This window comes from Paenibacillus sp. 2003 (genome assembly GCF_031455635.1).
Lineage (GTDB): Bacteria > Bacillota > Bacilli > Paenibacillales > Paenibacillaceae > Paenibacillus > Paenibacillus amylolyticus_B.
In genome coordinates this window covers 2,311,357-2,331,891 of the sequence record NZ_JAVDTB010000001.1, presented here as the reverse complement: position 1 = coordinate 2,331,891, position 20,535 = coordinate 2,311,357, and the positions used below count along the sequence as shown (strand labels likewise).

Genomic DNA, 20,535 nt, shown 5'->3' with positions numbered 1-20,535 from the left:
CTTCGCTGTCCTGAATGTGGAGGTAATCCGCAGACAGGACAGCTTTTTACATAAACATATATACGAAGGTTACTATAGGGTTAGAGTCATACGTAACCTTTTGGCGATAACATGGCACTTATACATGAATAGAACAAGCAGCATGCTTATATGAAGGGAGTCCATAGCATTGAATTCATGGATTGAAGGAGCGATGAAGGGCGAACCCGAAGCTTACGCACAACTGATGTCTCAATATCGCGGGATGGCACTTGCTGTTGCCTACCACCGACTGGGGGATACATTTTGGGCAGAAGATGTCGTGCAGGAGGCGTTTACTGAAGCCTTTGGCAATCTGTCCAAGCTGGAAGCACCTGAGGCTTTTCCCGGGTGGTTCAAGGTGATCGTGGAGAGGCAGTGTTATCGCTGGCTAAGACGCAAGCAGCATACGATGATTCCAGTTCAGGAGCTGGAGCATGTATTCCATGAAGAGGATCAGGCGCATGATCCGGAAAAACAAGCGGTGCAAAATGAAATGCATCGTACGCTTCGTAATTCCATTGCAATACTGCCATCATCGATGCGGATTGCTGTTGAACTGTTTTATTTGGAAGGATACTCGCTCAAGGAAATATCGGATTTCCTCGGGGTCAAGGTACCTGCATTAAAGAAAAGATTGTTCGATGCCCGATCCAAACTCAAGCGCTCTATGCCTGTAAGGGATCTGGTCTCTGTATTCAGTGAATTGTATGAAGGGGGAAAAGGATTGTTACACATTATGAATGGGGATCACGCTGCAAATCGTTTAAGAGAGAGTGGGATTCAGGGAGACATCCTGGTATGGAGAGAGTTGTATACGTTCGGCCCGGTAGCCAAAGAGATGGGAGATACGAAGGAGCGGCAGAATCGGGCATTCGTGTTAGAGCAGCAGTTGGGCATTCCACAGGTGGAATACTTGAAGATTGAGGAGCTTGAACGCAAGTTGCATTCATTTCAACAATACAAGGAAATTGTCTTATGGTTCGAATACGATCTCTATGATCAGACGATGTTATCTTACCTATTGCATTATTTCAGAGGACAAGCACTCCAGAATACGAAATTGAATCTGCTCTGCATTGACTCGTATCCAGAGATTGAGCACTTTAGAGGACTGGGACAGCTTACTTCCACACAGATTAAACGTCTGTCCGGCAGTTGGCATGTGATTGAGAAAAACGAGTTACAGGCCGGTGCACAGTTCTGGGAAGCCTATACGTCAACTGATTTCCGGCATCATCTGGATTACTTGCAGGCAGACACTTCTGCGCTACCCTTTGCGAAAGCTGCCTTTAAGGCACATTTGTCCCGTCTGCCATCTGTATCGAACGGTCTGGGGCTCATTGAGCAGACAACACTAGAGACCATTAGAGCAGGTGTGGAGCGTCCGTATCCATTATTTCGCGAGGTAGGGGACAAGCTGCATATTCTCGGGATGGGTGATCTTGAATACTGGGCACATCTGAGGCGGATGACAGAAGGACCTCATGCCCTTCTTCAGATGAGCGGTGCAACCACTTTTCCTAATTTCAAGCAGCATGATGAAAAATTCCGTGACGGAGTCCTGTCACTAACGGAACTCGGAATTAAGGTGTTGAATGGAGAAGTCGATTGGGCACTGCTGAAGCAGGATGAATTCTGGATCGGTGGATTGCATAACCCAAGCGGGAAACAAGCCAAGTGGCGCTGGAAACCCGCTTCGGAAACCGTAGTGGAGATTGAGTCGACATCGTAATTAGCGGATAGAATTTAAGAAATTAACAGTATTGCAAAAAGAGAGTATCCAGTCATGCGGAAGCATGAGCGAGGATGCTCTCTTTAGTTTCCTTAAACCAATGTTTGTGAAATGTAAATAAAACAGCGTAATCGAGACTTTTGTTAAAGAAAAAAGGCGTTTGTGCCATTTCGTTGTCATAGGACACGGATTGACTGTGTAGTGTAGAATTATATAATAAAAGAAGCATATCTTTGTTATTCGACAGAACAAGGTGGAGGTGGAAGCATTGGGAAGTTGAAATTGCATATGAACGGCAGAATGGCAAATATCCTACATTTCCGAAGGAGGTGGACCTATTTGCCGAAGAATGACGGCGAATAGGATGAAAATTTGAGTGACCCCTTACCGAGTATTTTAAATTTAGTATTAATTGGTTTACTTGTATTAATGAATGGTTTCTTTGTGTCGGCGGAATTCGCGATGGTGAAGGTTCGTGGAAGTCGGATCGAGGCTTTGGTGGAAACAGGCAACAAAAATGCCATATATGCTTCCAATATCGTACGTAATCTGGATGCATATCTGTCAGCTTGCCAACTAGGTATAACTTTGGCTTCACTGGGACTCGGGTGGCTGGGAGAACCGGCAATTGCACATCTGTTAGAGCCCGTGTTTACCGCATTTGGACTGGGACCAGTCTACGTTCATGGAATCTCTATTGCCATTGCATTTGTGATTATTACGATCTTGCACATTGTACTGGGAGAACTTGCTCCCAAAACGATGGCGATTCGAAAGTCTGAGACGATCACCCTGTGGTCTGCGGCTTTGCTAACGTTCTTCTACAAGTTAATGTATCCATTCATATGGGCACTGAACGGTATGGCTAACGGCTTGTTGAGACTTTTCCGAATGGCACCAGCTTCGGAGATTGACTCCGCACATAGCGAAGATGAAATACGTATTCTGATGAAAGAAAGCAATAAGAGCGGTTTAATTGATAACACTGAATTAGCACTTGTTGATAATATATTTGATTTTACGGATACAACCGCCCGTGAAATTATGATTCCGCGGACGGAGATGATCTGTCTGAATGCCAATGAGTCCATGCTGGAAAATCTGGAGATTGCCAGTGAAAGTATGCGAACAAGGTATCCGGTATATAACGGAGACAAGGATCATATTATCGGCTTTATTCACATTAAGGATCTAATGCGATCCCAACTCACGGATACTATTTCCGTAATCCGGCCCATCCTGGCTGTGCCAGATACCACGCTGATCAGTGATCTGCTCAAGCGTATGCAGCGTAGCAAGACACAGATTGCTATACTGATTGATGAATACGGAGGAACCTCCGGGCTTGTCACACTTGAAGATATCATGGAAGAGATCGTAGGCGAGATTCAGGATGAATTCGACCAGGAGCGTCCTGCCATTGAGCAAGTGGATGAGATGGAATATTCCATTGATGGATTGATGCTGATTGAAGAAGTCAGCGAACGATTTGGACTGGAGATGGATCGTGCCGATTACGATACCATCGGGGGTTGGTTATACTCCAGAGTAGATGCCATTCCACCTGAGGTCGGTCAATCGGTTGAGTATGGAGGTTATGTATTTGTCATTCAAGAGACAGAGCATAAGCGGATTTCCCGAGTAAATGTGATTAAGCTGGAACTGTTGGTTGAAGAAGAAGGCGCGTAGCCAGATCGAAATTGTAACATATGAAGCTGTATGGTGACGTAATGGTCATCGTACAGCTTCTTTGCATGCTTATGATTCTTTGGGTGCATGAATGACAACATCAGCGTAACGGTTCTCCGTGACCAAGCTATTTTTGATATAAATTCGCTTATAAGTGACGTAAACATTTTCTTCAGGAGCGAGATCATGCTGGATATTTAGCTTTTTTCGAGTGGATTGGGTTGTTGTCGGTGTTTTAATGGTGATGATGTCGTACATATCGACGAAAGTAACCTCGTAAGAATTGTAGTCGCCCACCTTAGTGGTGGATAACACCGGGTTTTGCTTATATTGGGTTAGGTGATCATTCACCATGCCAAGTGTTACGGGTAACACATAAAACAGAAGAGCCAGAGGCAGAAGGCAGAAAGCAATCCCGAAAACTCGTAAAAATTTGACATGGGAAAGGGTTCGGCCGCTCTGCTTGAGGAAAAGAAAAGCAAGGATGGGAGACAGTACAAGTCCCCAGATCATAAAGGGCAATACATAGCGGTCTATCCCCATGCTTATCCAGCTTTCACGGGCTGTAGCCAATAAATATATTATGGTCCCCGCAGTAAGCGTAATCACCAAGATAACAAGCCAACGTTTGAACGAGCCGGAAACTTCGATGTGAAGTTCATTCGGATTGGAGCTGTGACGATGCCTTCTGGATTTGGATTGAAGTTTACTCAAGTTATACACCTCATTTGCAAATCTTGTTGGTTAATATGATTTCGCGTATCCATTTCCCAATACATACGGGCTGGAATAATTTAGGTTTCAATCATGCTGGAGATGCATGCAAAGATAAAAGACGCTGCCGACAGAAACATCGGAGCGTCTAATTTTTTTTGAAACCTGTCACCCGATCCGTCCGTTTATACCCTTACACAAAATCAAGTATGGAAGCGGAGGATGGATCAATATGCGGAAAATGAAAACGAAGAGTGAAGCATCTATGCTAAAAATAACCCTTGTTGCCTTGTTAATGGTGCCAACAATCCTGGCTATACCTACGTCCGAATCAGCCGTTGCAAGCCCGATGATCAACGTGTCCTCTGGTGCCCTTACACCCCCACCGCCGCCGGAACCATCCATCCATTCGTTTACTAACACTCGAGAAATTGGACATATCTATCAAGCGGTCGGTGCAGTCATTCCTGGGGGTGGACTATCGGCTATCGTCAATACCAAGACCATGACATATACAGCAATGAAGACACTTTCCGTAGATTATCGACTTGAGCGCTGGACAGGAACAGCATGGGTAACTTTCAAAACCAACTCCAACAACGCAACGAATACAAACTTACTGAATGCCGTATCGGATTGGACCGTTATGCCAGGATATTATTATCGCGTTACCAGTATTCATACAGCGTATGATGGAAGTACCACGGATACAAGCAAACATGTCTCTGGCACCGTGTTATTCTGATCTTATCAACGGGTGCTGCCGGGAAACTTCTGCTCTTGAAAGTCGTTGGCAATAGCAGTCATTTCTTCTTCCGAAAGGGTGCCAAACAGACTCATATTGTTGGAACCCATCATCCACTGAAAGGAGTTATAGGGTGGGCCGATATACATCAGTGCTTCCGAGCCATCCGCCAGCTTTACGGTGCTCATATCACGAAGCATGGCCCCTTCAATTTTCTCCCCAGGCATGACATAGACATAATCAAACTGGATAATCTCATCCTCTATGCTCTTGCCTTCACTGGTATATTGAACTCTCATTTGTGTGGACTCATAATAATCGTCTGGATTCACAGGGTTTTCAGTATCGAGCACGAGTTCGAATTTGACCTTGTTGAATCGCTCGGGAATGGCCTTGGATAACAGAAAGTCACCCATGAACCCTTCGCGTGCGATCTCTTCCGTAACAAGTACTGGACGAAGCAGGTGGCTCGATAACTCATACGAAGGTGTATTAAGAGCTTCTTCTTCTTGTACTTTAAGAATGTCGTCCAAGCTGGTTTCCGGTGGTGGAGGCGTTTTGGCTGTTGACGGATCAGCCCCCAGATGGGTCGTGCGATCCTCGATGATAATGGATTTCATGCCATTACCCCAATCTTTGATGGATTGCACAAAAGGGGATACCGCTTGCGTACCGGATGGCAGGCTGAAAATAACGGCTCCGATGGTCACGGACGCAGCTACGACAACTGAAAGTCGCAAGGTACGTATTCTTTTTTTACGTAAACCAATTCTGTTAATTTCCCTGTGTACCTTCTGCCAGGATTGCTGCATGGATTCGGTATGGGAGGCGGAAGGGGCAGAGACGGCCTGATGGAAAGCTTCATCAAAAGCCAGGTCAAACGCAGCGTCGAAATATTCGTCTTCCAGCTCTGAATCGAATCGCTCCACGTTTTTATCGGACTTGCCTTTGCTCAATGCTTCCACCCCATTCCTTATGTAATTTCTTCTTGATACTGCCACGGGCTCTGAACAAACGTTGCTTCACAATGTCTTCGGAGGTATCCAGCAGTTCGGCCATCTCTCGGTAGGAGAGACCTTTTTTCCACCGTAACTCAACAAGTACACGATATTCCGGTTTGAGCTGTCCGAGATAATATTCAATGGACTCTTCCATCATCTGCGTTTCTACCATGCTTTCCACGGAAGCTGCCGTCTGATTCATCGTCTCCATATCTATAAAAACACTATCCGTATCCACTTGGTTACGGTTATTTTTATTTTTTCTCAGATAATTAATAGCTGTGTTCCGTGTGACAACCTTGAGCCAGGCTTTCAGTTTGACCTCGTCTTCAAAGATGGGTTTGTTTTTAATGATTTTGATAAAAGCTTCCTGAATAATATCTTCTGCTGCAGCACGCTCCTTGATGATATAAACGATAAGACCATGTACCATATTATAATATTCATAATACACTTCTTCCTGAAGTGCAGAGCCTAAATTATGGAAATCTGAGGCTAGTAATAACTGGAGCCGATTGGCCATGATGTTCTCCTTTCTGGTGAACAATCCACAAACATTGGTATCATTACATTTTACAACATAATATGGAAACGATACAATGGGAGGTTGGTCCGGGAAAAACCAGATGAAGTGAGCGTGTGCAGCCTCCAGGACAGTTTGCTGAAAATTAATAAAAAGGCTGTCTTGCAACCATGAACAAATGGTTGCAAGACAGCCTGGATGACTGTTTCAGTGAAAATACAGTACAGGAGATAACTCTCCGTAATCAGTTAGAATGCCCAGTCTCCCTTAAGGAAGATGGCTTCACGTTCACCATTTGCTGTAATACCGTAGATGTCCGTCTCGGGAGAGCCCATCATGAAGTCCACATGGGTGATGCTGGTGTTCATGCCACGGGCTGCAAGCTCTTCAGGAGACATTGTTTTGCCCCCTTCAATATTAAATGCATAGGAACTGCCAATCGCAAGATGGCACGATGCATTCTCATCATACAATGTAGTGTAATACAGGATACCACTCTCAGAGATCGGTGAATGGAAGGGAACCAAAGCGACTTCGCCGAGGTAATGAGATCCTTCATCCATGGAAATGAGTCTTTCCAGAGTATCCTGACCTTCTTCGGCATGAAAATCAATGATACGTCCGTTCTCAAATGTGAGTGAAAAACGATCAATGATACTGCCGCCATAACTGAGTGGTTTGGTGCTGGACACCTTGCCGTTAACACCGTGCTTGGCTGGAGCAGTGAATACTTCCTCTGTCGGAATATTGGCAACAAAAGGGGTGCCTTGCTCATTCACGCTACCTGCCTGCGCCCAGATATGACCTTCTGGAAGCTCGACAGTAAGATCCGTCCCCGGTGAGAGGAAATGCAATGCTTGATACTTCTTGTTGTTCAGGGCAACGGCTTTGGTCTCAGTCGTTCAATATGCTGTTCCCAAGCCGCTACAGGGTCCTCCAGATCGGCTCTCACCGCAGCAAAAATGGCTTCCCACAGCTGGCTAACCTGCTCAACTGCCGGGAGATTCGGGAATACTTTGGCTGCCCAATCGGGGGAAGGACAAGCCACACCCGTCCAGCTCATTTTATCCGCCTGTTGATACTGACGGTACTTGGCCATCGCCCGACCAAATGTACGCTGATGGGTAGAAATCCGCTCCGGGTCAATACCTTTCATCAGGTCTGGGCTGGATGACAATACGGTCAGAAAGGCTGCGTTATTGGCTGCCAGTTCTTCAAGCTCCGCTGCATGCCATTTCGGCGGCTCCTGGAAGGATTCCTCAGGGGCCATCTCAAACCGCAATCGATTGACGGTTTCATCTCCGTATTTTACAATCACCTGCTTGGCGCCAGCTTCATACCCCTTGCGTACCAGCAAACGTACGAATTCAGCGGTATCAATCATCGCAGAGATGACAAATACTTGTCCTGGTTGCACGTTAGCACCTACTCTTACAGCCAGTTCAGCGTAACGATCCAGTTTTTGTTCAAAACTTAACATATGAGTTCCCTCCAATTGTTGAATTTTTGACCTGTTAACGCAGGAAAAGAGAGGAGTAATCTCCTCTCTCCTAAATCACATCAAACAGGATTAAAATGCCCAGTTTCCTTGCAGGAAGATCGGCTCTTCCGCACCTTCGGAGGTCACACCGTGAATGTTCATTTCTCCGGATCCAATCATGAAGTCTACATGAGTGAGACTGGAGTTCATGCCACGTTCGATCAACTCTTCTTTGGACATCGTTTTACCACCTTCCAGACAGAAGGCATAGGCATTACCAATCGCCAAATGGTTGGAGGCATTTTCATCAAACAAAGTATTGTAGAACAAAATATTCGTATCGGAAATTGGTGACTGATGTGGAACGAGGGCTACTTCACCCAGATAGTGTGCACCTTCATCCATCTCGATCAGGTTTTTGAGTGCATCCAGTCCTTGTTCAGCGGTGTAATCTACGATTCGACCGTTCTCAAATGTAAGGGAGAATCCGTCAATCAGGTTGCCGCCGTAGCTCAGTGGTTTCGTGCTGCGCACTGTACCGTTAACACCCGTTTTCAGCGGAGCCGTGAATACTTCTTCGGTAGGCATATTGGCAATAAAGACATGTCCTTGCTCATTCACACTTCCACCGGATACCCAGATATGGCCTTCTGGAAGTTCAATGGTCAAGTCTGTGCCTGGAGCTGTATAGTGAAGCTTCTTGTATTTTTTGTTGTTCAACAGATCAGCGCGGGAATCGAGGTTTTGCAAATGGGTTTTCCATTCGGCAACAGCATCCTGTTCACCGATCCGTACTGTTTTGAAAATGACGTCCCACAGGCGATCCACTTGCTGTGCTTCTGGAAGATCCGGGAACACTTTAGCTGCCCATTCCGGAGAAGGAACGGCCACGATAGACCAGCTGAATTTGTCAGCCATCTGATAAGAACGATATTTTTCGAGCGCTTTGCCGCGCACTTTTTGGCTGGTAACAATCCGTTCCTGAGCTACACCGTTCAGCAGATCCGGATTTTCAGCGATGACGTGCAGAATAGCGGCACCTTCTTCAACGAGTTCAGTCATTTCAGCTGCAAACCATTTCGGTTCAATGGAGAAGGCTTCATCAGGTGCAAGATCGTAATGAAGACGTGTAACGGTTTCATCGCTCCAGTTTACTTTGACCAATTTCGCACCTTTACCGTAAGCTGCTTTGACAATCAGTCGTACAAAATGTGCTGCCGAGATTGGAGCGTTAACCACGAGTGTCTGTCCAGGATGGACATTGACACCGACTTGTACAGCCAGTTCAGCATATTGCTGCAGATTCGTTTCAAAAGTATTCATGCTATTTTTTCCTCCAATGTGATAATAATATCGTAGCTTGTTGGCTAATATAGATGTTGTTCAAACACGTATTATAATCCTCATTACAACTATGTAAGGACTCAGAATGGTTCCTTCATTGAATAAGGTATACGTTGCTACGTTATATATTGTACAATTAACCAATAATAATTACCAAACTAGGTTTACCAGAAATGTTGGAGACCGACTGTAGATGAAAGATTAAAGGAGAGAATGATTGTGAATATTGAAATTATAAGTGCTGAAATGCGCCGTGAAGGTGAAAAAGGATACGTGGGAAATACCGTTTACCGCACAGAAGGCGAAAAGTCAGTATATGAGATTACCTTCATGAGCAAGAACGGAAAAGATTGGGACTATAGCTTGCATTTCACGGAGCAATCCGGTGATGAAGAAGAGTTACTGCGTATGGACGAGTTGCTTGAAAATGATGACGATCTGTACAATCAATTGCTCGATGCTGCTTTGGAGGCATTTCCGGCTTAACTAGCCGAGATGTTCTTGTTCTATTGTGTTGTGTCGATGACTATACTAGACGGTGTATGCCCGAAACAGGGTGTATACCGTCTATTTTATTGGAAATGTTGAATAGATGATCCAGAAAAGGGAAGTCTACGAGATGAATGGAACCAGAGAGACAATCCGCCTAATGGGAGGTAACCGTGAATGGCATCTGACAATCTGATTACAGAAGGGTTGACGGGACTTGAAGAAGTCGCGCCCGATATTCTCAGTCTACGTACACTATTCGTTAATGTCGTGTTCATCGGAGAGCCAGGAAGCAGGAACTGGGTCCTCGTGGACACCGGAATGGCGAGGTTCACAGATCATATTGTTCAGGTTGCAACAGAACGATTTCAAGGTCCGCCATCTGCGATCATATTGACGCATGGTCACTTCGACCATGTAGGAACCGTTATTGAGCTGGAACAATTCTGGGGTGTGCCAGTGTATGCTCATCCGCTTGAAATTCCGTATTTAACGGGATTAAAAGATTACCCGCCAGCGGACCCTTCTGTAGGTGGAGGTTTAATGTCCAGGTTGTCATTCGCTTATCCTAATGAGGCAATCAATTTGGATGATCGGATATTCAGTTTACCCAAAGATCATTCTGTTCCAGGTCTATCAGGATGGGAGTGGGTGCACACGCCAGGTCATACGCCTGGACATGTGTCGCTGTTTCGGGAAGCAGACCGTTTGTTAATTGCGGGAGACGCGATCATCACGGTGAAGCAAGAATCACTGTGGAGTGTGTTGCTTCAGGACAAACAGTTGCATGGCCCGCCTTCCTATTTTACAACCGATTGGCAGGCTGCTCATCAATCTGTACAGCATATAAGGCATCTGGAGCCGAAACTTGCGATTACCGGGCATGGGCATGCCTTGAGCGGAGATATGCTGAGTGAATCCTTGAAGCGGCTTGATCTGGACTTTGAAGAGAGCGCTGTGCCGGATCACGGCAAATATGTGGATTAATTGAACCATCATATGAGAGACAGCAGAGACAGCCGTAACGTATTGCAGCTGTCTTTTTCCTGTCTTTTTTGTTTTTCTATTATGAATTTGTTCTCTATCATAGATTGGTATTTTGCGCTCGGGCATGATATAGTCGAGCCGTATAATATAACCTTAGTATGCAGGAGGTACATATAACGATGACACAGCAAAATGCAGCATTTGAAGAACAATTTGGAGGGATTCCGGCCGTTTGGCTTCGTTTTAATCAGTTTGAAGCGGCAGTTATTCCAAGCGTGGGTGCCAACCTCGTTGCTTTCCGTGATACAGAAAAGGGTTTCCGTTATTTGAGAGAGCCGAATCAGGATCAGATGGATGAATTTATGGCTGCACCTGCGGTCTATGGAATTCCGATTCTTTCTCCACCAAACCGTTATGAGGATGGACGTTTCCCCTGGAATGGTAAAGTTTATCAGTTGCCTGTGAACGAACCGGCTACAGGTAACCATTTGCATGGATTTTTGCATGATGCCGAGTGGAAGGTTGAGGGATACGGTTCGGATCAGCTGGAGAGTTATGTGTTGCTTAGCCAGGACGTGAAAGAAGGGCATGCATTCCATCAGTACCTGCCGTTTACGTTCACGGTGACACTCCGTTACTCTTTGAGTAGCCAAGGACTTCAGCAACAATTGATCGTCCGCAACAACGGGACTGAATATATGCCGAATTTGTTTGCATTTCACACGGCGATTGCTGTACCTTTTGCACCGGACAGTCAGGCCTCGGATTACACGGCCAAAGTTACGATTGGACAACGTCGTGAATTGAATGAGCGTTCTCTGCCAACAGGACAATTTCAACCGCTTACACCCGAGGAAGAACAATTGAAAAAAGACGGGGTTAGTCCGTTCTTTGCTGCCATGGATAATCATTACACTGCGGAGCCGCAGAATGGACGTAACTATATGGAACTTACGGATCACCGTACTGGAGACAAACTGGTATACGATGTGGGTACCTCCTACAAGCACTGGATGATCTGGAACAATAACATGGGTGGCGAATTCTTCTGTCCTGAACCACAGATGAACCTGGTTAACGCTCCTAATGTTGAAGGCATTCCGGCAGAAGAAATCGGATTGGTCGGTCTGAAACCAGGTGAACTATTCGAACAGAGCAGCCGATTGTATCCAATTGCGTCACAAAAATAATTCAAGCTCATTTTGCGCTACGCTTACAATTTTGTCGAAAAGGTGAAAACCTGCTCGTAAATCATGTATAATATGACGAGATACACAAGCTTTGTAGAGACCCAAACCATCTTTTTGGAGGAGGACAAGCAAGTGGAATACCGCATTGAGAGAGATACGTTAGGCGAAATGAAAGTACCAGCCGACAGGCTGTGGGGAGCTCAGACGCAGCGCAGCAAGGAGAACTTCCCAATTGGCAGTGAACATATGCCGATGGAAGTTATCCGAGCACTTGCCATTTTGAAAAAAAGTGCTGCGGCCAGTAACCATAAATTAGGTAAATTATCTGCGGCTAAGTCCGATGCTATTGCTTATGCAGCAGACGAGATTATTGCAGGCCGGATTGATGACCATTTCCCATTGGTAGTGTGGCAGACTGGTAGCGGAACACAATCCAATATGAACGTGAACGAAGTGATTGCGAATCTGGGGAACCAACTGCTTGAGCAAAAGGGCAAGGAAGAGCGTCTGCATCCGAATGATGACGTGAATATGTCCCAGAGCTCCAACGATACATTCCCAACGGCTCTGCATGTTGCAGGTGTTCTGGCTGTTGAGGATCAACTCTTGCCGGCAATTGCGGTATTAAAAGCCACTTTTGCAGACAAGTCGGAGGCATTCAAGGATATTATCAAGATTGGACGTACCCACCTTCAGGATGCAACACCAATTACGCTTGGCCAGGAGATCAGTGGTTGGGAAGCCATGCTGGGCAAGAGTGAGCGTATGATCCGTGAAAGTGTACAGTACCTGAAGGAGCTTGCGATCGGCGGTACAGCTGTCGGAACGGGCATTAATGCGCATCCGGACTTTGGTGACTTCACTGCCAAGGAGATTGGCAAGCATACGGGGAAAGATTTTATATCTGCACCAAACAAATTCCATGCACTTACAAGTCATGATGAAGTTGTATATGCGCACGGTGCGGTTAAAGCGCTTGCAGCTGATTTGATGAAAATTGCCAATGATGTCCGCTGGTTGGCCAGTGGTCCTCGTAGTGGATTGGGCGAGATCCGTATTCCTGAGAATGAGCCAGGCAGCTCCATTATGCCAGGTAAAGTCAACCCAACTCAGAGCGAGGCCATTACTATGGTGGTTACGCAGGTCATGGGTAATGATGCAGCGATTGGTTTCGCGGCAAGTCAGGGTAATTTTGAACTGAATGTATTCAAACCGGTTATCATCTATAACTTCTTGCAATCCGTGCAACTGCTGGCGGACTCCATTATTGCGTTTAATGACAAGTGTGCCGTAGGCATCGAACCTAACCTGGATCAGATTGAACATAATCTGAACAACTCGCTTATGCTGGTTACAGCGCTCAACCCGCATATTGGTTATGAGAATGCAGCCAAAATCGCGAAGCTTGCACATAAAGAAGGCTTATCTTTGAAACAGGCGACGTTACAAACGGGCCTGCTTACCGAAGAGCAATTTGATCAATATGTCGATCCAGCCAAAATGATCGCTCCAAAGGCCTAAAATCAGCCCAAATGAGCAATATAGATCAATGAAGAGGACGACCTGCAGAAGCAGGTCGTTTTTCTTATGCTTACCGATGAACTTAAAGCTTGTCAGGCTATACGTATACATATAAACTACATATGCACCAGTTTTAATATAATTGAATGGGATACGTATATATTTGGAGGTTTCCGCGTTGTCAAAAACGAGAAGATTTACGATACGCTCGAAAATTCTATTGGGCTATCTTGTGGTTGTGCTTTTGTTTGGAGCTGTTCTGCTAGTGCTTACGGCCCAAATTAATGTGTTACAGAAGGAAAATGATTTTATCTCCCATCATGATCTGGAAGTACATAATCTGACCAACGCGATTGAAAAAAATGTCTTGAACATGGAGACAGGACAGCGTGGATTCATGATTACAGGCAATGAAAGTTACTTGGAGCCTTATTCCCAAGGCCTATCCCAGTGGAGTTCCAACTATGATCAGATGAATGCTCTCATTAGCGATAATCCTTCACAGCAGCAGAGTCTGCAAAGCATCAAATCTCATATTACACGCTGGATTGAGATTGCTGGGGAGCCGTCGGTGGACTTGAAAAAGCAAGGGGATCAAGCGAAAGTTGTTGCATTCTTTGAATCTGATCCGGGTAAAACTGAAATTGATCTACTGCGCTCTCAACTTACAACCTTCCGTAACACAGAGATTGCTCTGACCGAGGCGAGGGTTACTGAACTTGCCAGACGCAGCTCCACGCTGTTGACCATTATGTATACGCTGTGGGGGATTATTGCAGCGTTATCAATTGCAGCGGCTCTTGTGATATCGGGAAATATCGTCAAAACGTTGCGAGATGTTATGCAGACGATCAGTGATATCTCCAAAGGTGGAAACCTGAAGCAGCGAATTCAGGTGCGGACACATGATGAAGTGGGGGACCTGGGTCACGAAACCAACAAATTACTGGATGAAGTACAGGAACAGAATCGGGTCAAGGACCAGATCACAGGCATTGCGACACTCTTACAGAACCCGACCAATCTGGAGGGATTGTCCCGCTTGTTCCTGAGCGAGCTTGCCATGTTGTTTGAAGTTCCCTATAGCGTCTTATATTACTGGAAAGACAATCGACTGCTGCGCGTGGCTGCATATGCTGCGGATGGAGAGAAAGAACGTTCGCTCGGTAAAGTGTCGCTTGCCCCGGGTGAGGGGCTGGTAGGTCAAAGTGCTGTGGAGAAGCGAGTCTTGCGCATGAATGATTTGCCACAGAACTATATTCGAATCTCTTCGGGTCTCGGATATACATCTGCCACATCACTTACCGTAGTACCGGTCCTCTTCGAAGGCAGAACGATTGCGGTCATTGAGCTTGCTTCAATGAAGCCATTGCAAGAGAATGATATGAGGCTGATGCAAGAACTGACGGACATTTTTGGTGTTTCTTTACACTCGACTGTCACTCGCATGGAATTACAGCAGTTATATGATGAGTCACAAGTTTTGAATGAAGAGTTACAGGCACAATCGGAGAAACTTCAGTCTCAGACCGAAGAAATGCTGTCTCAAACTGAGGAACTGCAAATGCAGACCGAAGAACTTCATATGCTTAATGAACGCTTGGAAATACAGAAGAGCGCTGCTGAGACATCAGCCGATGAACTTGCAGTTGTGGCAGATCAGTTACGAACAAGCTCGGGGTACAAATCCGAATTCTTGGCGAACATGTCCCATGAATTGCGGACACCGCTTAACAGCATGTTGATTTTGTCTGAGATATTGTCTGAAAATAAAAATCAACACTTGAATAGTGAAGAGCAGAACTATGCTTCAGTCATTCACAAATCAGGAAAAGACCTACTGAATCTGATCAATGATATTCTGGATCTATCGAAGGTGGAGGCCGGGCAGATGGAAGTGGATTTTGATGATGTCTATCTGGGTAGTCTGCCTGAAGTCATGAACCAGTATTTCCTGAAAACAGCGGAACAGAAAAAAATAGATTTCCGGATTCAGCTCCAAAGTCCTTTACCGGAAACCATCGTGACGGATGAGATGAGATTGCACCAGATTCTCCGAAATCTGCTTTCGAACGCATTCAAGTTCACGAGTGAGGGGGAAGTTGCCTTAACCATCTCCAAAATGAGTCTGGCTCATCCTGAATTGAAAGACCAAGAGACCGACGTGATTGCTTTCTCCGTCAGTGATACAGGGATTGGCATTGCGGAAAACAAACTTCTACAGATCTTTGATGCATTCAAACAGGCGGATGGGGCTACGGCACGTAAATATGGCGGAACGGGACTTGGGCTGTCGATCTCTCAATCGCTTGCGACTTTGCTGGGTGGTTCAATCTCGGCAACAAGTCGTGAAGGACATGGCAGTGTGTTCACGCTGTTCCTGCCACTGCGAAGAGATGAACCTGAGACTATGAATGCATCGCGGTTGTTCCTGAATGAGGTGGCTACCACTACACCTGAGGTCAATAAGCTTCCTTCAATAACTTCCGAACAATCGGATGTTTTATTGACACCTCTGGAAGAAGCGTTGCTCAGCGGACGCCAAGTACTTGTCGTTGATGATGATATACGAAATGTATATGCGCTGGCTAACGCTCTTGAGCAATACGGTATGAATGTCATTTCAGCGCAGAACGGGTACGAGTGTCTGGAATTGTTGGAGCGTGGAGGCGTCAAGCCTGATATCATCATGATGGATATTATGATGCCGGAACTGGATGGTTATGAGACAACTCGCCAGATCCGTGAACGACTTGGTCTGACTCAGCTTCCGATTATTGCGCTGACAGCCAAGGCCATGAAAGAGGATCGGGAGAAATGTATTGCAGCAGGTGCTTCGGACTATCTCAGCAAACCACTGAATATCAAAGATGTATTATCCCGTATGAAATTATGGATGAATCACGAAACCATGGAAATCTGATCGTAGTTGAACTAAAAGTTATTTACACTGACACTACGATGACAGAACAACCCTCCAATCGCTGTTATCCCCAGATTTTTTCGATTCCCTTTTTTAAAGGGGAAAATCCGAGGATAAAGGCGAGCGCTTCGCTTTTTCAGGTTTTTTCTGCCCTCTCCGTTATCGTGTAAATGGATTACTTCAACTTATGTGGATCATAATAATTTTAATAAAACCTATGCCCATTACAGGGAAGTGCGCTGTAATTAGGTCATAGGTTTTATTTTTTTGCCGTGTAAGCTTTATTCAGAAAATTGATGTTATAATACTTAACAACAAATAAAAGTTGAATGCATAAAAATGGATTTAATTAGAAGTATAATCCAAAATAGAGTCTACGGAAACGACAATAACACAATTTTGTGTTATATATATGGGAGGTAGTGTCCATGCAACTTACGGTTAAAGAGGCTTTACAGGTATACCCGTTGTCCGAGGCCAAACTGGTTGCGGGTGGAGAAGGGACTTCACGGATGATGAAATCCGTTAACGTCATGGACGCTCCTGATATCGCGGATTGGATCAAATCCGGAGAAATGTTGTTCACCACTGCTTTTATTATGAAAGACAGTGAGACAGATGCACTACGTTTGATGCGGCGCTTGAACGAACGTGGCTGTGCAGGACTCGGCATCAAGCTGGGACGTTTCTGGCAGTCTATTCCCCAAGGCATTGTCGAGGAAGCGGATCGACTTCGGTTACCATTGCTTGAGCTCCCTTTTCAATTCACTTTCTCGGACCAGATGAATGCCTTGTTCAAGGCTGAACATGAACGTAGCAACCGATTGCTGCATGAGGTTGTGCAGAAACAGAAAAAATTAATGCAGTTTGCACTGCAACAGCAGCCACATCGGAATGTGTTTGCCGAACTTGCCACGGTGCTGAACTATCCGCTTGCCGTCATTGGTTCTCGTGGGCATGTGCTTTATGGTAGTGAAGGCATTGCGGGAGATGCTGTAACACAGGGCTGGCCTTGGAAATCCGTCATGCACCGAGTGAAATGGAATCAGGGAAGCTGTCATCGCGTACCGATTAAGCAAAATGATGAAGAATACGGTTCGTTGCTGGTGTTTACCGATTCAGCTTTATCCCTTCGAGCGGAGGAAGAGTTGTTTCAGCAGGCTGCCGATGTACTGGCATTTTATATGGATATGACTTATCGCGAGCATATTAATCCGACTGTACAAGATGAGATGCGTACACTGCTTTCACAGTATCTGGATAACAAAATGACCATCCAGGAATTGACCACTTTGAGTGAAAACAAAGGTATACATTTATTCCAGGGAACTTATCAGTGCGTACTGATTACGCTTGAGCCGACTCTGTTTGCCGAGGGGAAGCTGCTTAAACAGATTCATCGCGAATTGCAGTACAATCCGCTGATGCAATTCACGGCCTCACAGCATTTTCAGATTGAGGATGGCATTCTGTCCATCTACACCTGCCCAACAGGGCGAGATTATGGAGAGGAGCTGTCAAGTTTTCTCTTGAGCCGTTTCGGTGATGTACTGGCAGCACAAGAAGCGAAAGGGGCACCAGCTCCGCGTTTCTGGATCAGCAAGATGAAACATGAACCTAAATCGCTCCGTGAAGCATACCAGGAGTGTCTGGATACACGACAACTGGCTCGGCGGTTCGGCATGAAAGACCGTGCGTTGCAATTTGAAATGCTCGAATTTGCCTATGTGTTCCAACACGTACCGGATAACATCATGGAGAACTACTGCAATAAAGTACTTGAACCGTTACTTGCCAGGGACGGTGACCCCAATCAGGTATTGATGAATACATTGGAGTCCTTTATCGAGAATGACGGACTCATCAATGAAGCTGCCAAGCAGCTGTTTGTGCATCGCAACACGGTCACCTATCGTATGGAGAAAGTCGGCAGCTTGCTGCAAATGGACTTTAAGAAAACGAATGATCTGCTTAAATTAAAGCTGGTATTTACCTTCCGCAAGTTCGTGCGGGACAAAGCAGCTGCAAGACCGCACAATGTCCAACTCTAGACCGCACATTGTGCAACATGACAATGCCTGGTTAGATCCCCAAGAACCGCATTCCCTTGATGGAGTGCGGTTTATTCATGTTTAAGGACCACAAAAGCTGATCTTCCCGTGCACAGCAAACAAATCACAACTCCGATGTTATGTTATATTACAAAATAGCGTAAATATTGTTGTCGCGACATTGAACGGCACTTAGAATGAAGAACAATAATCCACCACAGACCGGAGGTTCTAACATGAGCGATTTAATTAAACTTGTTAACAACTGGTCTATCACACAGTTTGTGCATACGTTTGGCGGCTTATTTGAGGAATCACCATGGGTGGCTGAGCGTGCCGGGCTTTTACGACCTTTTGATTCATTTGAACAGATGATGAAAGTGATGAAAAACGCGGTTCAGGCATCGGATGACCAGGTGAAGTTGCAGTTGCTTCGTAATCACCCGGATCTTGGAGCCCGAATCAGCATGAGCAGCAACTCCGTTCAGGAGCAAGCTGGTGCAGGGCTTGATTCACTCTCACAAGAACAATATAACGAACTTCAACAACTAAACAAAGCATACACAAGCCAATTTGGCTTTCCTTTCATATTGGCCGTAAAAGGCCATACCGCAAGCTCCATCCTCGAATCCATGAGGCAACGTCATCGCCGAGGCAGGGAAGAAGAATTCGAGACTGCATTGAAGGAAGTATTCAAGATAGCCGGCATTCGTTTGGAGCAGTGGCTCGCACAGATCGGCCATGAACATGAGTTCGTGAGCAAGCCAGCCGCAGTGCAGCAGCGGACGATGTATTACGGCAAAGGGGATGTGTGGATGTACCGTTCCTACGCCAAACCGTTGACCGGTATACAGTCCATTCCGGAATCTCCTTTTATGGGACGCAGCAATATTCTGTTTGGATTAAACATTAAGGTCGCTGTGCAGGGTGATGAATTCTTGCCTTCTTTTGCAGAAGGGGACAATTCGCTGGTGGTCGCAACCGATTCGATGAAAAATTTCATTCTCAAACATGCGGCGGATTACACAGGGGCGACGGTGGAAGGATTCCTTGCGTTGGTAAGTCGGCGTTTTCTGGAGACGTATCCGCAGATGAGCAAGGTTCAGATGACAGCGGACCAGATTCCGTTTGAAGATATACCCATTGGGTTGGAAGGGAGTTATCGACCGAGTGCGCTCGTATTTCGTTATTCGCAGAATGATCGTGCGACAGCTGCCGTGGAAGCAGAACGATCAGGAGACTCGATTGAACTCAGCAACCATTTCAGTGGAGTAGCCGATCTCAGACTGATCAAGGTCAAAGGCAGTGAATTTGCCGGATTTATGCAGGATGAATATACCACTCTTCCAGAGACATGGGATCGACCGTTATTTATTTTCCTGAACATCAATTGGCGTTATGAAGATCCGAGAGATGGCATGGACGATCAGCGTGGACGGTATGTAGCGGCGGAACAGGTCAGAGATTTGGCTGCTGCGGTATTTCATGAGTGTCGATCCGCTTCCATTCAACATCTGATCTACCAGATTGGACGAAGGTTGTTAAGTCGATTTGAGCAACTGAGTGAGGTTGCATTTGAATCCAACAATCGGACATGGGAGACAGTGCTGGAGGAAGTGAAAGAGGGAGAAGGCAAAGTATTTACCGAGCCGAGGCCACCATATGGATTCCAGGGTTTCTCGATGACAAGGGATGATCTGGGAACAGACGGCCATGACTCCGGGAAAGAAGGTGACGTCTGATGTCGATATCTGGTGGACGAATTACAACACATGTGCTGGATACATCCAAAGGCGTGCCTGCTACGGGTGTTCGGATCGAGCTGTATATCCTGAAGAGGGATGGAGAACAGGAAAGCAAGACAAAAGTGGCTGAGTCGGTGACCAACGCGGATGGGCGTTTGGATGCACCGCTGCTGGATGGAGGCAAGTTGGAGCCAGCCATATATGAGCTTCAATTCCATGTCGAGAGTTATTACGCACAGCGTTCGTTGGAGGAGTTGGGGAAGGCATTATGGACGATTGTTCCGATTCGTTTTGCTGTATCTGATGCCTCAAGCCATTACCATATTCCGTTATTGATTGCTCCAGGAGGTTACAGTACATACCGGGGAAGCTGAATATGC

The 20,535-nt window shown here is 45.9% G+C and carries 15 protein-coding genes and 1 pseudogene; 11 read left to right on the top strand and 5 right to left on the bottom strand.

The window, feature by feature from the left end; genetic code table 11:
• Positions 1–169 precede the first annotated feature (169 nt).
• The gene (locus J2X75_RS09995) at positions 170–1,753 is read left to right on the top strand and encodes a sigma-70 family RNA polymerase sigma factor (RefSeq protein ID WP_310336112.1); all 1,584 of its coding nucleotides are present in this window, start codon (positions 170–172) and stop codon (positions 1,751–1,753) included.
• A gap of 372 nt (positions 1,754–2,125) precedes the next feature.
• A complete protein-coding gene (locus tag J2X75_RS09990; RefSeq protein ID WP_124115197.1) occupies positions 2,126–3,442 on the top strand; it encodes a hemolysin family protein in 1,317 nt (438 codons plus the stop codon).
• A gap of 69 nt (positions 3,443–3,511) precedes the next feature.
• Here the strand turns inward: J2X75_RS09990 and J2X75_RS09985 are convergent, their stop codons facing one another.
• Positions 3,512–4,156: a hypothetical protein gene (locus J2X75_RS09985; protein ID WP_310336110.1), complete on the bottom strand. Its 645-nt coding sequence runs from the start codon at positions 4,154–4,156 to the stop codon at positions 3,512–3,514.
• A gap of 232 nt (positions 4,157–4,388) precedes the next feature.
• Here J2X75_RS09985 and J2X75_RS09980 point away from each other — a divergent pair, with 232 nt between their 5' ends.
• On the top strand, positions 4,389–4,901 hold the full coding sequence (locus J2X75_RS09980; protein ID WP_310336109.1) for a hypothetical protein: 513 nt from the start codon (positions 4,389–4,391) through the stop codon (positions 4,899–4,901).
• 5 nt (positions 4,902–4,906) lie between these two features.
• Here the strand turns inward: J2X75_RS09980 and J2X75_RS09975 are convergent, their stop codons facing one another.
• The 4 genes and pseudogenes from J2X75_RS09975 to J2X75_RS09960 all read right to left on the bottom strand — a co-directional run bounded on the left by J2X75_RS09975 (position 4,907) and on the right by J2X75_RS09960 (position 9,228).
• Positions 4,907–5,857, bottom strand: coding sequence for a hypothetical protein (locus tag J2X75_RS09975; RefSeq protein WP_310336107.1), 951 nt, complete (start codon positions 5,855–5,857; stop codon positions 4,907–4,909).
• Positions 5,835–6,425, bottom strand: coding sequence for an RNA polymerase sigma factor (locus tag J2X75_RS09970; RefSeq protein WP_215077671.1), 591 nt, complete (start codon positions 6,423–6,425; stop codon positions 5,835–5,837). The genes J2X75_RS09975 and J2X75_RS09970 overlap by 23 nt, the downstream gene beginning before the upstream one ends.
• Positions 6,426–6,673: 248 nt before the next feature.
• Positions 6,674–7,905, bottom strand: a pseudogene (locus tag J2X75_RS09965) (aminopeptidase).
• A 90-nt stretch (positions 7,906–7,995) separates the two neighbouring features.
• Positions 7,996–9,228: an aminopeptidase gene (locus tag J2X75_RS09960; RefSeq protein ID WP_124115192.1), complete on the bottom strand. Its 1,233-nt coding sequence runs from the start codon at positions 9,226–9,228 to the stop codon at positions 7,996–7,998.
• Between the two features lie 234 nt (positions 9,229–9,462).
• Here J2X75_RS09960 and J2X75_RS09955 point away from each other — a divergent pair, with 234 nt between their 5' ends.
• From J2X75_RS09955 to uraH, 8 genes are all read left to right on the top strand, one after another.
• Positions 9,463–9,735: a hypothetical protein gene (locus J2X75_RS09955; RefSeq protein WP_047843332.1), complete on the top strand. Its 273-nt coding sequence runs from the start codon at positions 9,463–9,465 to the stop codon at positions 9,733–9,735.
• A 180-nt stretch (positions 9,736–9,915) separates the two neighbouring features.
• Positions 9,916–10,725 carry an MBL fold metallo-hydrolase gene (locus J2X75_RS09950; protein ID WP_310336106.1) on the top strand — a complete coding sequence of 270 codons (810 nt, stop codon included), beginning with the start codon at positions 9,916–9,918 and terminating at the stop codon, positions 10,723–10,725.
• A gap of 179 nt (positions 10,726–10,904) precedes the next feature.
• Positions 10,905–11,915 carry an aldose 1-epimerase gene (locus tag J2X75_RS09945; RefSeq protein ID WP_310336105.1) on the top strand — a complete coding sequence of 337 codons (1,011 nt, stop codon included), beginning with the start codon at positions 10,905–10,907 and terminating at the stop codon, positions 11,913–11,915.
• Between the two features lie 132 nt (positions 11,916–12,047).
• Positions 12,048–13,436: a class II fumarate hydratase gene (gene fumC, locus J2X75_RS09940; RefSeq protein ID WP_310336103.1), complete on the top strand. Its 1,389-nt coding sequence runs from the start codon at positions 12,048–12,050 to the stop codon at positions 13,434–13,436.
• Between the two features lie 178 nt (positions 13,437–13,614).
• Positions 13,615–16,359: a CHASE3 domain-containing protein gene (locus tag J2X75_RS09935; RefSeq protein ID WP_310336102.1), complete on the top strand. Its 2,745-nt coding sequence runs from the start codon at positions 13,615–13,617 to the stop codon at positions 16,357–16,359.
• A gap of 428 nt (positions 16,360–16,787) precedes the next feature.
• Positions 16,788–18,410 carry a PucR family transcriptional regulator gene (locus J2X75_RS09930; RefSeq protein WP_310336100.1) on the top strand — a complete coding sequence of 541 codons (1,623 nt, stop codon included), beginning with the start codon at positions 16,788–16,790 and terminating at the stop codon, positions 18,408–18,410.
• Positions 18,411–18,646: 236 nt separating this feature from the next.
• Positions 18,647–20,152 carry a factor-independent urate hydroxylase gene (gene pucL, locus J2X75_RS09925; protein WP_310336098.1) on the top strand — a complete coding sequence of 502 codons (1,506 nt, stop codon included), beginning with the start codon at positions 18,647–18,649 and terminating at the stop codon, positions 20,150–20,152.
• Entirely contained in the window at positions 20,152–20,529 is a 378-nt protein-coding gene (gene uraH / locus J2X75_RS09920; RefSeq protein WP_310336096.1) for a hydroxyisourate hydrolase, read from the top strand. The genes pucL and uraH overlap by 1 nt, the downstream gene beginning before the upstream one ends.
• Positions 20,530–20,535: the final 6 nt, after the last annotated feature.